The sequence below is a fragment of the Lederbergia citrea genome (genome assembly GCF_018343525.1).
GTDB classification, from domain to species: domain Bacteria; phylum Bacillota; class Bacilli; order Bacillales; family Bacillaceae_C; genus Lederbergia; species Lederbergia citrea.
Genome location: NZ_JAGYPH010000006.1, coordinates 96,348 through 110,068, shown reverse-complemented (window position 1 = coordinate 110,068; position 13,721 = coordinate 96,348). Strand labels below are relative to the sequence as shown.

Below are 13,721 nucleotides of genomic sequence, written 5' to 3'. Positions count from 1 at the left end.
TTGAGGGAATGAATACCTCAAAATAGTCTGGTGACGAAAGCGAAGAGGTCACACCCGTTCCCATCTCGAACACGGAAGTTAAGCTCTTCAGCGCCGATGGTAGTTGGGGGATCTCCCCCTGCAAGAGCAGGACGTTGCCGGGCAACTAAGAACACGGTATGGTTTAATCCATATCGTGTTTTTTTGTGTTTATAATTAAAGAATCAATTTCTGGAAGCTTGTCCATGTCGGCTTCATGAGTAAAGCTTTTACTAAAATACGAAGTTTCCTGTCCTCATGACGTCTTTATGAGGACAGTTTTTACCCAAATAAGAAGATTCTTGTCCTTATGACGACTTCATAAGGACAGCATTTACCAAAAAGGGTCAAAGTCTGTCCTCATACCCACCCTTTGAAGTCAGATTTATCCAAAAAGAGTAGCATTCTGTCTTCAAACCTGCTCTATAAAGACAGACTTATCCCAAAAGAGTAGCATTCTGTCTTCATACTTGCTCTATGAAGACAGATCTATCCTAAATGAGTAGCATTCTGCCTTCAAACCTTCTCTCTGAAGCCCTATTTATCCAAAATGGGCTCTTTCTTATCCTCATATCTGTTTCATAAGTACTGTTTCCAGCTTTAAGAGTAGGTTTCAGTCCTCGTGCCCCTTCATCGGTTAAAAGCAGTTTCCAATCCCCATGCCCTTCTTTTTAAATTTTTCTATCTTTAAATGGTTTCGTATTATAACCTCGTGGATAAAATGATGTTAAATATAGAAAATTGCCTTTTACGCACATTTTCCTGTATAATATAAGTCAAATATAGTCAAAGTCAAGCATACATATAGGGAGGCGGCTTGATGATGCGGAATATATCCGATGTGATTGAAAACTATTTAAAAAAAGTGCTTGAATTAAGTGAAGGTGAAATAGTTGAAATAAAAAGGAGTGAGGTGGCAGATAAATTTCAATGCGTACCTTCCCAAATTAACTATGTAATTAACACTCGCTTTACGATTGAACGAGGTTATATGGTGGAAAGCAAGCGGGGTGGTGGCGGCTATATTAGAATTACAAAAGTGAGAATTCATGATAAGGCCCACTTAATTGATCAATTAAAAGTATTAATTGGTCGAAGTATCTCCCAGACGAGTGCCCAGGATGTAATATTCCGCCTTGTCGAAGAAGGAGTGGTCTTGGAGAGGGAAGCAAAGTTAATGTTAAGTGTAATCGATCGCTCAGTCATTTATATTGATCTGCCTGTTCGGGATGAGCTAAGGGCAAGATTGCTTAAGGCGATGATTCAGGCAATTAAATACGATTGAAAAGTAGGTGAAGGCGATGATCTGCCAAGAATGTAAAGAAAGACCAGCCACTTTACATTTCACAAAAGTAGTGAACGGTGAAAAGACGGCTATTCAGCTTTGTGAAAAGTGCGCTCAAGAGAAAGGTGAGTTTTTTATGATGGATGGAGCCGGGGGCTTTTCATTCAATGATTTACTTGCGGGCTTATTAAATCTTGACCCTTCCATTCAGCAAGCACAATCAGCCCCTTCTCCGACACATCAAATTATCCAATGTGAAGTATGTAAGATGACTTTTCAACAATTTATTAATATCGGCAGATTTGGTTGTGCCAATTGCTATGAAGCATTTAAAGGCCAAATGACCCCCATTTTAAAAAGGCTGCATAGCGGTAACATTCAGCATGGAGGAAAGGTGCCTAAAAGAATTGGCGGCTCTATACATTTAAAGAAACAAGTTCAGCTTCTAAAGGAGGAGCTACGTTCGTTAGTTGTACAGGAAGAGTTTGAAAAAGCTGCCGAAGTACGTGATCAAATCCGATCCCTCGAAAATAATTTATCTAACGGGGAGGGAAAAAGCAGATGAGCCTAGAAAAGTTTCTTAATAAGGCAGTCAGTTCTTGGATGAGCGCAGAAGGTCCTGATTCCGATATTATTCTAAGTTCTCGCATTAGACTAGCTCGTAACTTACGCAATTATAAATTTCCTACATTGTTTAGTAATGATGATGCAAGGGAAATAATCAACAAGGTTAATGAAATCCTCCAAGCAAAAGTTTTCCAACCATATGGAGAAATGGAGCTTCTACAAGTCGATGAATTAAAATCCTTACAAAAAAGAGTACTTGTTGAAAAGCATTTGATTAGTCCTCGACTTGCAGATGACGCTTCCCACGGCGCTGTACTTTTATCTGAAAATGAAGATATTAGTATTATGATCAATGAAGAGGACCATGTTAGAATTCAATGTTTGTTCCCAGGATTACAACTTACCGAGGCGTTGGAACGGGCAAACGCGATTGATGATATTCTGGAAGAAAAGGTGAACTATGCTTTTGATGAAGATCTTGGATATTTAACAAGCTGTCCAACGAATGTTGGTACAGGATTAAGAGCTTCTGTCATGGTCCATTTGCCAGCTTTAATTTTAACGAGGCAAATAAACCGGATCATACCCGCAATTAATCAGCTCGGACTTGTCGTTAGGGGAATATATGGGGAAGGCAGCGAGGCGCTTGGGAACATTTTTCAAATTTCCAACCAAATTACCCTTGGTAAATCTGAGGAAGATATTATCGGTGATTTAACGAGCGTAGTGCAACAAATCATTGCACAGGAAAGGTCTGCAAGGGAAGCATTAGTAAAAACATCTAACATACAATTAGAAGATAGAGTATATCGCTCCTATGGAATATTGGCAAACAGCCGAATAATTGAAACAAAAGAAGCGGCAGAATGTTTATCTGACGTTCGATTGGGCATAGATGCAGGATATATCAATCATTTATCGAAAAATATTTTAAATGAATTGATGATTTTAACGCAGCCCGGATTTTTACAGCAATATGCAGGCGGACCTCTCCGACCTGTTGAACGCGATATAAAAAGGGCATCATTTATTCGTGAACGTTTGAAACTTGAAGAGAGAGATAGTTAGGAGGAGATCGTATGATGTTTGGCCGTTTTACAGAGAGAGCACAAAAGGTATTAGCTTTATCCCAGGAGGAAGCCATTCGTCTTGGACATAGCAATATTGGTACCGAACATATTTTACTTGGACTTGTAAGAGAAGGAGAAGGTATTGCTGCAAAAGCTTTATACGGACTTGCTCTTGGTCCGGAAAAAATTCAAAAAGAAGTTGAAAATTTAATTGGTCGAGGCAAGGATACTGCTGCACAAACAATTCATTATACACCCCGAGCAAAAAAGGTCATTGAACTTTCCATGGACGAAGCAAGAAAACTTGGCCATTCCTACGTTGGTACTGAACATATCCTGCTCGGCTTGATTCGTGAAGGAGAAGGCGTTGCAGCAAGGGTTCTTAGTAATCTAGGAGTTAGCTTGAATAAAGCCCGACAGCAAGTACTTCAACTCCTTGGGAGTAATGAGGCAAATAATCATACAGGTGGAAGCTCGTCTAGCGCCAATACACCTACACTAGATAGTCTTGCCCGTGATTTAACAGCAATTGCAAGAGAGGGAAGTCTAGATCCGGTCATTGGGAGAGGTAAAGAAATTCAAAGGGTAATTGAAGTGTTGAGCAGACGTACAAAAAACAATCCTGTGCTTATCGGTGAGCCAGGGGTTGGTAAGACTGCAATTGCCGAAGGACTTGCTCAACAAATTATCAATAATGAGGTTCCGGAAATTTTACGAGATAAACGCGTCATGACCCTTGATATGGGAACGGTTGTAGCTGGAACAAAGTATCGAGGTGAATTTGAAGATCGCCTGAAAAAAGTAATGGATGAAATTCGACAAGCAGGTAATATTATTCTGTTTATCGATGAACTGCATACCTTGATTGGTGCGGGTGGAGCGGAAGGGGCCATTGATGCTTCAAATATTTTAAAGCCATCGCTTGCCCGTGGAGAGCTGCAATGTATTGGTGCAACTACTCTAGATGAGTATCGTAAATATATTGAAAAAGATGCCGCGCTGGAACGTCGTTTCCAACCTATCCAAGTGGATGAGCCAACTGCTGAGGAATCCGTTCAAATTTTGGAAGGTCTTCGAGACAGATACGAAGCGCATCACCGTGTATCGATTACCGATGAAGCCATTCAAGCAGCCGTAAAATTATCCGATCGCTATATTTCTGATCGTTTCTTACCTGATAAGGCAATTGATTTAATTGATGAAGCAGGTTCTAAAGTGCGACTGCGTTCTTATACAACGCCTCCTAATTTAAAAGAATTAGAAGTGAAGCTTGAGACAATCCGTAAGGAAAAGGATTCAGCTGTTCAAAGTCAGGAATTTGAAAAAGCCGCATCTCTTCGTGACTCTGAACAACGTTTACGTGAAGAGCTAGAAGAAACGAAGAAGACTTGGAAAGAAAAGCAAGGGCAGGAAAATACGGAAGTGACAGTGGAAGACATTGCACATGTTGTCTCAAGCTGGACGGGAATCCCGGTTTCAAAACTTGCCGCGACAGAAACGGAAAGATTGCTAAACTTAGAAGATATTTTGCATTCAAGAGTGATCGGTCAAGAAGAAGCAGTCAAATCGGTTGCAAAAGCGGTTCGCCGCGCGAGAGCGGGACTAAAAGATCCAAAACGCCCAATTGGGTCATTTATCTTCCTTGGGCCTACAGGGGTAGGTAAAACAGAATTAGCGAGAGCACTTGCCGAATCAATGTTTGGTGATGAAGATGCCATGATTCGTATTGATATGTCAGAATACATGGAGAAGCATTCCACTTCGAGACTTGTCGGTTCACCTCCGGGTTATGTCGGATTTGAAGAAGGTGGTCAGCTAACAGAAAAAGTACGACGCAAGCCTTATTCTGTTATTTTGCTAGATGAAATTGAGAAAGCACATCCGGATGTGTTCAATATTTTACTTCAAGTTCTTGAAGACGGACGTTTGACGGATTCCAAAGGAAGAACAGTCGATTTCCGTAATACTGTGCTAATCCTGACATCAAATGTCGGTGCTGAAGCTCTCCGTAGAAATAAATATGTCGGCTTTAGTATTCAAGATGGAGAACAGGATTACAAAGATATGAAGGGCAAAGTCATGGAAGAACTGAAAAAAGCATTCCGCCCAGAGTTTCTAAACAGGGTTGATGAAATTATTGTTTTCCATTCTCTTGAGAAGCCGCATCTAAAAGAAATCGTAACATTAATGTCAGAGCAATTAACGAAGCGGTTGAAAGAACAGGATATGGATCTTGAACTTTCAGAAGCAGCGAAGGAAAAAATTACAGAAGAAGGGTATGACCCTGAGTATGGAGCCCGTCCGCTGAGAAGGGCGATTCAAAAATTTATTGAAGACCGTTTGTCTGAAGAGTTGCTAAAAGGGACCATTGCTACTGGAAACCATATTTTAATCGATGTGGAAAATGGGGAATTCACAGTAAAAACTACAGAAGAATCGGTATCTTAGAAAAGCGAAGTAGATTGAGTACTTACGCTAAACAGTTCTTAAAGGAACGGGGTACACAGGATCCAACCGTGTACCCCGTTTATTTTAAATGGGAGGAAGAAAAGGGTTGGCTAAGAAAAAAACTAAATTTATGTGTCAAGCTTGCGGATATGAATCTGCAAAATGGATGGGCCGTTGCCCTGGTTGTGGTGAATGGAATCAGATGGTTGAGGAAGTAGATATTGTTGGGAAACAACCTAAACGATCATTCCAACATTCCGCACCTGGGATTCAATCTAAGGCAACTTCCATTTCTTCAATCGAGACAAAGCAAGAACCACGAGTAACAACTGACTTAAAAGAGTTAAATAGAGTGCTTGGCGGCGGTGTCGTACCTGGCTCTCTCATTTTAATTGGTGGTGACCCGGGAATTGGCAAGTCGACGTTACTCCTGCAAGTTTCCGCCCAATTAGCTGTAGCAAATCAAAAAGTGCTCTACATATCTGGTGAGGAGTCAGTTAAACAAACAAAGCTAAGAGCTGACCGCCTTAATGTAAATTCTCCGGAATTATATATATATGCAGAAACGAATCTAGAATTAATCCACCAGACGATAGAAGATATATCCCCTCAGTTTGTCGTGGTTGACTCCATACAAACCGTTTATCATCCAGAGGTTACATCTGCTCCTGGCAGCGTCTCTCAAGTAAGAGAGTGTACAGCTGAATTAATGCGCATTGCTAAGACGAAAGGTATCGCAATCTTCATTGTCGGCCATGTTACAAAAGAAGGAGCTATTGCTGGACCAAGGCTTTTAGAGCATATGGTGGATACTGTTTTGTACTTTGAAGGTGAGCGCCATCATACATACAGAATTTTACGTGCTGTAAAAAACCGTTTTGGCTCAACCAATGAAATGGGTATATTTGAAATGAAGGAAGCGGGCCTTGAAGAAGTAGAGAATCCTTCAGAGATTTTTCTTGAAGAAAGATCGAAGGGAACTTCCGGTTCCACTGTCGTTGCCTCCATGGAAGGGACAAGACCTGTACTTGTTGAGATTCAGGCATTAATTTCACCAACGAGCTTCGGTCATCCACGGAGAATGGCGACTGGCATTGACCAAAATCGCGTTTCTTTGCTAATGGCGGTATTGGAAAAGCGTGTCGGGTTACTTCTACAAAATCAAGATGCTTATTTAAAAGTCGCGGGAGGAGTCAAGCTTGATGAGCCGGCAATTGATCTTGCTGTAGCTGTTAGTATTGCTTCAAGCTTTCGTGATAAGCAAACGAAGGCGACCGATTGTATCATAGGCGAGGTCGGATTAACTGGTGAAGTTCGCCGTGTCTCCCGAATTGAACAACGAGTTCAAGAAGCAGCCAAACTAGGTTTTGAACGGGTTTTGGTGCCGGCTAATAACATCGGAGGCTGGAAATTTCCCGATGGAATCCAAGTGATTGGTGTCGGAACAGTGGGTGAGGCATTAAAAGAGGCATTTTCTGAATAAATAAGATAGTTTAAATTCCTTTATAGATTTCCTTTGAAACTCAGTCAATGCATGTCTAGCTCCAGCTCCTAGCCCCTCGAGGTCAAATAACCCGAGCCAATCAAAGTCAAGACCGGACTTTTCTTGTCTCAGAACATTTGCTTGTCGGAGGCCCGCAGGATGCGGGTCAGGACGGCGTTGCCACAGGACGTGGCGATTTTAGCCGTTCTTCCTATAACAAGTCACTTCCGCTTTTCCCATTAAAATTGACAATAGGAATAAATATTGCTACCTTTTGGGAAAGGAATATTTTACAATTATTGTTATTTACCTATATGATTAGGTTAATTTTGATAAATATTTAAATCTATGACGTTTTAAAGCTGGTTTATTGTTTATAATTATTAGAAGGAGGTGACAGGATGTATGTTAAAACGCATTGTGCAGGCTTGTTTTTTACTGCTGGGCGGGACACTCGGGATTTTTCTAATACCAGAATTACTGAAATTGGTAAAACTCGACGAAGTGGCATTAATCAATAATCCTTATATTACTGCTATTATAGGTGCTATTATTTTTTATTTACTTACTTTTTGGGCGGTTGATTATCTTGTCAATATAGTGAAGTGGCTGGAAGACATGCTTGTTAAAGCGCCGGTTACAGATATTTTATTCGGAAGCCTGGGTCTTACATTCGGATTAATTGTGGCATTTTTAGCTGGACTGGCCATCAATCAAATGGAAATTCCGATTCTCAATACATTTGTCCCGATTTTATTAACGTTACTGCTAGGATATCTTGGATTCCAAGTTGGCTTTAAAAAACGTGATGAACTTACAAATTTATTTTCCATTAATCGCGCTGGAAAAAAACGCGGTGCAGATGGCGATGATGAGAAGGAAGAAGCTCGATCACGAAGCTTGAAAATCCTTGATACGAGTGTGATCATTGACGGAAGAATCGCTGATATTTGCCAAACTGGTTTTTTGGACGGGGTCATCGTCATCCCACAATTCGTCCTTGAAGAACTTCAACATATTGCCGACTCATCTGATGCATTAAAACGAAATCGAGGGAGAAGAGGCCTTGATATCCTTAATCGTATCCAGAAAGAAGTGGATATTCAAGTTGAAATGTATGAAGGTGACTTTGAAGACATCCAGGAAGTGGATAGCAAGCTCGTCAAATTAGCTAAAATTACAGATGGAATTGTTGTGACAAACGATTTTAATTTAAATAAAGTGTGTGAATTTCAGAACGTTAACGTGTTGAATATTAATGATCTAGCGAATGCGGTGAAGCCAGTAGTGTTGCCGGGTGAGGAACTGAGCGTTCAGGTAATTAAAGATGGTAAAGAGTACAATCAAGGTGTTGCATATTTGGATGATGGAACGATGATTGTCGTCGAAGAAGGCCGGAATTATATCGGTAAACGAATAGATGTTGTTGTCACAAGTGTGCTTCAAACTTCTGCAGGACGGATGATTTTTGCAAAGCCGAAGCTAATGGAAAAAGCATTATAAGATTGGGGAAAATTAATAATGGATTATCAGGTGATTATTCCGGCAGCTGGATCTGGGAAAAGAATGGGTGCAGGGCATAATAAATTATTTTTAAAACTGGGAAAACGACCAATCATTCTTCATACAATGGATGTTTTCACTGCTGATCCAAATTGTCGCAAGGTGATTCTCGTTATTCAACACAATGATGAAGAATACTTTAAAGAAATACTTGAAGATGTCGATCATTCGCCGAAAATCCAGCTTGTTTATGGCGGTAATGAACGTCAAGATAGTGTTTATAATGGTTTGAAGGCCGCCTATGCAGATGGAATTATTCTCGTCCACGATGGAGCTCGCCCTTTCATTCGTCTTAAAACGATCAGCCAGCTAGTGAGATCAGCGGTTGAAAGCGGAGCAGCCATCGCTGCAGTTCCTGTTAAAGATACGATAAAAAAGGCCGTTGGTCATGAAGTGGTTGAGACAGTTGAACGATCTAGCTTGTGGCAGGTGCAAACCCCACAAGCTTTTCGTTTTTCTGTGTTGTTGAATGCACATGAACAAGCAAGGAATGAATGTTTCTTAGGAACGGATGAAGCATCGCTTGTAGAGAGAACGAGCCATACGGTGAAAATTGTAGAGAGTGATTATGATAATATTAAGTTGACAACGCCGGAAGATCTTTATTTTGCAGAGGCGATTATGGAGAAACGGAAGCGCTTTGGCTGAAACTAGGCTTTATTAGACCTAGTGATGGAAGGAGAACGTATATATGTTTAGAATTGGACAAGGCTTTGATGTTCATGAATTTGCTGAAAATCGCCCCTTAATTATTGGCGGCATTAAGATACCTTATGAAAGAGGACTAATTGGTCATTCTGATGCAGATGTGCTGCTACATACCGTAGCTGATGCTTGTCTCGGAGCGATTGGAGAAGGTGATATTGGCCGTCATTTTCCAGATACGGACCAAGAATTTAAAGATGCAGATTCTGCGGAATTGTTAATTCATGTGTGGAAACTTGTAAAAGAAAAAGGCTATACATTAGTTAATATTGATTGCACGATTATGGCACAAAAACCAAAGATGGCGCCTCATATTGAAAAAATCAGTGCACGAATTGCGGAACTGCTCGAAGCTCGTACAGATCAAGTGAATGTTAAGGCAACAACGACAGAAAAGCTTGGCTTTGTAGGCAGGGAAGAAGGAATTGCTTCCCAGGCAGTTGTATTGCTTCAAAAGGTGAACGCTTGAGAAGCGTAGCTTTATTGATTAACTGAACTATTGTAAAATAAGGAAAGTGAATTAAGAGATTTTTGAGGAGGCAATCACATGTCAAATGACATTAGAGTACGTTATGCGCCGAGTCCAACTGGACATCTACATATTGGAAACGCACGTACAGCATTATTTAACTACTTATTTGCCCGTAATTTGGGTGGAAAGTTCCTAATCAGAATTGAAGATACAGATCTGAAGCGTAATATAGAGGGCGGAGAGCAAAGCCAGCTCAACTTTTTGAAATGGCTTGGAATTGACTGGGACGAAAGTGTCGATAAAGATGGCGGCTACGGCCCATACCGTCAGTCCGAGCGAATTGATATTTATAAAAAATATTATGATGATCTTTTGGAAAGAGGATTAGCTTATAAATGCTATTGTACGGAAGAAGAACTAGAAGCAGAGCGCGAGGCTCAATTAGCTCGTGGTGAAATGCCGCGTTATTCCGGGAAGTGTGCGAACCTTACAAAGGAAGAACAGGAACAGCTTGAAGCGGAAGGTAGAAAGCCAAGCATCCGTTTTAAAGTACCTAAAGGGAAAGTATATGCTTTTAATGACATGGTAAAAAGCGAAGTTTCATTCGAATCAGATGGTATTGGTGATTTTGTCATTGTTAAAAAAGACGGCATCCCAACGTATAACTTTGCGGTGGCTATTGACGACCACCTCATGAAAATCAGCCATGTTCTTCGCGGTGATGATCATATTTCCAATACACCAAAACAATTGATGATTTTTGAAGCTTTTGAGTGGGAACCACCGATATATGGTCATATGACGCTAATTGTGAATGAAAGCCGTAAGAAACTAAGTAAGCGTGATGAATCAATTATTCAGTTTATTGAGCAATACGCTGATCTTGGCTACTTGCCAGAAGCCCTTTTTAACTTTATTACTTTACTTGGATGGTCACCAGAGGGCGAGGAAGAAATTTTCTCGAAAGAGGAATTCATTAAAATATTTGATGCGAACCGACTATCTAAATCCCCAGCTTTATTCGATAAGCAGAAGCTAGCTTGGATGAACAATCAATATATGAAAAAACTCGACTTGGATGAAGTTGTGGCGCTTTCTTTACCCCATCTTGTAAAGGCTGGTGTACTTAGCGATCAGATGAATCCTGAAGAGGAAAAGTGGGCGAGAGGCTTGATTGCCTTGTATCAGGAACAAATGAGCTATGGAGCAGAGATTGTTGAGCTATCTAGCATGTTCTTTAAAGATGACATTGAATATGATGAGGCAGCTAAAGCTGTTTTAGAAGAAGAACAAGTTCCTGAAGTGCTTGCTGCTTTTTATGAGGAAGTCGATGCGCTTGAGCCATTTGAGCCAGATGGCATCAAAAAAGCAATTAAAGCTGTCCAAAAATCTACAGGGCATAAAGGGAAAAAATTATTTATGCCAATTCGGGTTGCAGTTACTGGCCAAACTCAAGGACCGGAACTTCCAAATGCGATTGAATTGCTTGGTAAAGAAAAAATAAAAAGGCGTTTGGAGAGTCTAAGGGGTTAACAATTAGAAAGAAATGTAATATATTAAAGTTATAATCGAAATCGTTGAAGAGGAAAAGTAGAAGAACGATGCTGATCAGAGAGAACCGCCACCGGCTGAGAGCGGTTCAAGCCTCCCGTTTTTTGAAGTGCCCCTCTGAGTCCTGGGCCGAACGGTAACTAACCAAGTAGGTACAGGCGGTAGCCTTGTCGTTATCAAGGGGGAAGCCGGGTCATTGCAGCATTTATTCAAAGCAATGGCCAACCAGAGTGGAACCGCGCCAAAAGCGTCTCTGATTTTTCAGAGGCGTTTTTTATTTTCCAAAAAGTAAAGAAGTTTCCTAATAATGTCTAGCTCCAGCGCCTAGCCCCTCGAGGTCAAACAACCTGAGCCAATAAAAGTCAAGACCGGACTTTTGTTGTCTCAGAACATTTGCTCGTCGGAGGCCCGCAGGATGCGGGTCAGAACGGCGTTGCCACAGGACGTGGCGAACTTAGCCGTTCTTCCATCGCAAGGCGCTTGCGCTTTTCTCATGAAAGGAGCGGCAAACATGTTCAAACGAATGAAAGAAGATATCGATACTGTGTTTGATCAGGACCCTGCTGCACGCAACAGCCTGGAAGTCATTTTGACTTACTCGGGGCTGCACGCCATTTGGGCCCACCGAATCGCACATGCTTTTTATAAAAGAAAAATGTTTTTCTTTGCCAGGGTCATTTCCCAAGTAAATCGATTTTTTACCGGCATAGAAATTCATCCGGGAGCTAAAATTGGCAGGCGCTTTTTCATTGATCATGGAATGGGCGTCGTGATCGGCGAAACTTGTGAAATTGGTGATAATGTGACTGTTTACCAAGGTGTGACCCTTGGAGGAACGGGAAAAGAAAAGGGAAAGCGGCATCCAACTATAGAAGATTATGCATTAATCGCAACGGGTGCGAAAGTGCTCGGGAACATTATTATTGGTGAAAACTCCAAAGTAGGCGCAGGTTCGGTCGTTTTAAAAAATGTACCGCCCAATTCTACAGTGGTAGGCATACCAGGACGAATTGTTGTAAAAGATGGAGTTAAACTTAAAAATGATCTGAACCATTGTGATCTGCCGGACCCAATTGCAGATAGATGTTCAGAAATAGAAAATAAAGTTGCTCGATTGGAAGCAGAAATTGTACGACTAAAATCGAAAGGAGCCACGGAAGATGGCAATTAAAATATATAATACTTTAACACGAAAAAAAGAAACCTTCGTTCCACTTGAAGAAGGAAAAGTGAAAATGTATGTTTGTGGACCGACTGTCTATAATTATATTCATATTGGTAATGCAAGGCCTGCCATTGTATTTGATACGGTCCGCCGTTATTTGGAATACAGAGGATATGATGTTAATTACGTCTCTAATTTTACCGATGTAGATGATAAATTAATTCGTGCGGCACAGGAACTTGGGAAAGATGTACCGACAATTGCTGATCAATTTATTGAAGCCTTTTTTGAAGACGTCTCTGCGTTGGGGTGCAAAAAAGCGGATCTACATCCGCGAGTAATGGAAAACATGGATATTATCATTGAATTCATAGATAATTTAATCGAAAAAGGGTATGCATATGAATCAGAAGGTGACGTCTATTACAAGACAAGAAAATTTGCCGATTACGGGAAACTTTCTCAGCAATCAATCGATGAATTAAAAGTAGGAGCAAGAATACAAGTTGGTGAGAAAAAAGCAGATGCACTTGATTTTGCCCTTTGGAAAGCTGCCAAAGAAGGCGAAATCTCCTGGGACAGTCCCTGGGGTAAAGGTCGTCCAGGATGGCATATTGAGTGCTCTGCGATGGCACGTAAATATTTGGGTGATACAATCGATATTCATGCAGGAGGACAGGATTTAACATTTCCACATCATGAAAATGAAATTGCGCAGTCTGAAGCATTAACAGGGAAGACTTTCTCCCGTTATTGGATGCATAACGGCTATATCAATATCGATAATGAGAAGATGTCCAAATCCCTTGGAAACTTTGTCCTGGTACATGACATAATCAAGCATGTGGACCCTCAGGTGTTAAGATTTTTCATGCTGGCAGTCCACTATCGTAATCCGATTAATTACAATGAGGAACTACTTGAAAATGCAGGAGCTGGCCTCGAGCGGCTGAAAACGTCTTACCAAAATTTAAAACATCGTCTGGATGTAAGTGCCGATTTAACGGATAATAACGAAGAGTGGATGCAAAAGATCAATGATTTAACTTCTACTTTTGTAAAAGAAATGGATGATGACTTTAATACGGCAGATGGTATTTCTGTTTTATTCGATTTGGCGCAGCAAGCAAATTATTACTTAATGGAAAAGAACACATCAACTAAAGTAATCGAAGCATTTATGCACGCCTTTGAAGAGTTATTTTCCGTTCTTGGTCTTGACCTCGAAATAGCAGACCTGCTTGATGAAGATATCGATCTTTTAATTGAAAAGCGGCTGAATGCTAGGAAAAATCGTGATTTTCAACTTGCAGATGACATTCGTGATCAATTAAAAGAAATGAATATTATTCTTGAAGATACTCCACAAGGCACCCGATGGAAGCGGGGATAGA

The 13,721-nt window shown here is 40.8% G+C and carries 11 protein-coding genes, 1 rRNA gene and 1 other annotated feature; all 12 genes read left to right on the top strand.

Going from position 1 to position 13,721, the window contains the following annotated elements; translation table 11 throughout:
• The first annotated feature begins 26 nt into the window (after positions 1–26).
• Positions 27–143, top strand: a 5S ribosomal RNA gene (gene rrf / locus KHA88_RS20380).
• Between the two features lie 698 nt (positions 144–841).
• On the top strand, positions 842–1,303 hold the full coding sequence (locus tag KHA88_RS20375; protein ID WP_213108793.1) for a CtsR family transcriptional regulator: 462 nt from the start codon (positions 842–844) through the stop codon (positions 1,301–1,303).
• A 16-nt stretch (positions 1,304–1,319) separates the two neighbouring features.
• The gene (mcsA, locus tag KHA88_RS20370) at positions 1,320–1,868 is read left to right on the top strand and encodes a protein-arginine kinase activator protein McsA (protein WP_213099981.1); all 549 of its coding nucleotides are present in this window, start codon (positions 1,320–1,322) and stop codon (positions 1,866–1,868) included.
• Positions 1,865–2,938 (top strand): protein-arginine kinase McsB, encoded by a 1,074-nt coding sequence (gene mcsB, locus KHA88_RS20365; protein ID WP_213099982.1) that lies wholly within the window; start codon positions 1,865–1,867, stop codon positions 2,936–2,938. The genes mcsA and mcsB overlap by 4 nt, the downstream gene beginning before the upstream one ends.
• A gap of 11 nt (positions 2,939–2,949) precedes the next feature.
• Complete coding sequence (clpC, locus tag KHA88_RS20360; RefSeq protein WP_213099983.1) at positions 2,950–5,388, top strand: ATP-dependent Clp protease ATP-binding subunit; 2,439 nt, start codon at positions 2,950–2,952, stop codon at positions 5,386–5,388.
• Positions 5,389–5,494: 106 nt separating this feature from the next.
• The gene (radA, locus tag KHA88_RS20355) at positions 5,495–6,871 is read left to right on the top strand and encodes a DNA repair protein RadA (RefSeq protein ID WP_213099984.1); all 1,377 of its coding nucleotides are present in this window, start codon (positions 5,495–5,497) and stop codon (positions 6,869–6,871) included.
• Positions 6,872–7,276: 405 nt separating this feature from the next.
• Positions 7,277–8,374 (top strand): PIN/TRAM domain-containing protein, encoded by a 1,098-nt coding sequence (locus tag KHA88_RS20350; protein ID WP_213099985.1) that lies wholly within the window; start codon positions 7,277–7,279, stop codon positions 8,372–8,374.
• An 18-nt stretch (positions 8,375–8,392) separates the two neighbouring features.
• On the top strand, positions 8,393–9,082 hold the full coding sequence (gene ispD / locus KHA88_RS20345) for a 2-C-methyl-D-erythritol 4-phosphate cytidylyltransferase (RefSeq protein WP_213099986.1): 690 nt from the start codon (positions 8,393–8,395) through the stop codon (positions 9,080–9,082).
• Between the two features lie 43 nt (positions 9,083–9,125).
• Positions 9,126–9,608: a 2-C-methyl-D-erythritol 2,4-cyclodiphosphate synthase gene (ispF, locus tag KHA88_RS20340; protein ID WP_213099987.1), complete on the top strand. Its 483-nt coding sequence runs from the start codon at positions 9,126–9,128 to the stop codon at positions 9,606–9,608.
• 78 nt (positions 9,609–9,686) lie between these two features.
• Positions 9,687–11,144: a glutamate--tRNA ligase gene (gene gltX, locus KHA88_RS20335; protein WP_213122745.1), complete on the top strand. Its 1,458-nt coding sequence runs from the start codon at positions 9,687–9,689 to the stop codon at positions 11,142–11,144.
• 35 nt (positions 11,145–11,179) lie between these two features.
• Positions 11,180–11,420, top strand: a binding site (T-box leader).
• Positions 11,421–11,673: 253 nt separating this feature from the next.
• Positions 11,674–12,333: a serine O-acetyltransferase gene (epsC, locus tag KHA88_RS20330; RefSeq protein ID WP_249306365.1), complete on the top strand. Its 660-nt coding sequence runs from the start codon at positions 11,674–11,676 to the stop codon at positions 12,331–12,333.
• Positions 12,323–13,720, top strand: a complete 1,398-nt coding sequence (gene cysS, locus KHA88_RS20325; protein ID WP_213099989.1) for a cysteine--tRNA ligase — start codon at positions 12,323–12,325, stop codon at positions 13,718–13,720. Before epsC ends, cysS begins: the two co-directional genes overlap by 11 nt.
• The last annotated feature ends 1 nt before the right edge of the window (position 13,721 follow it).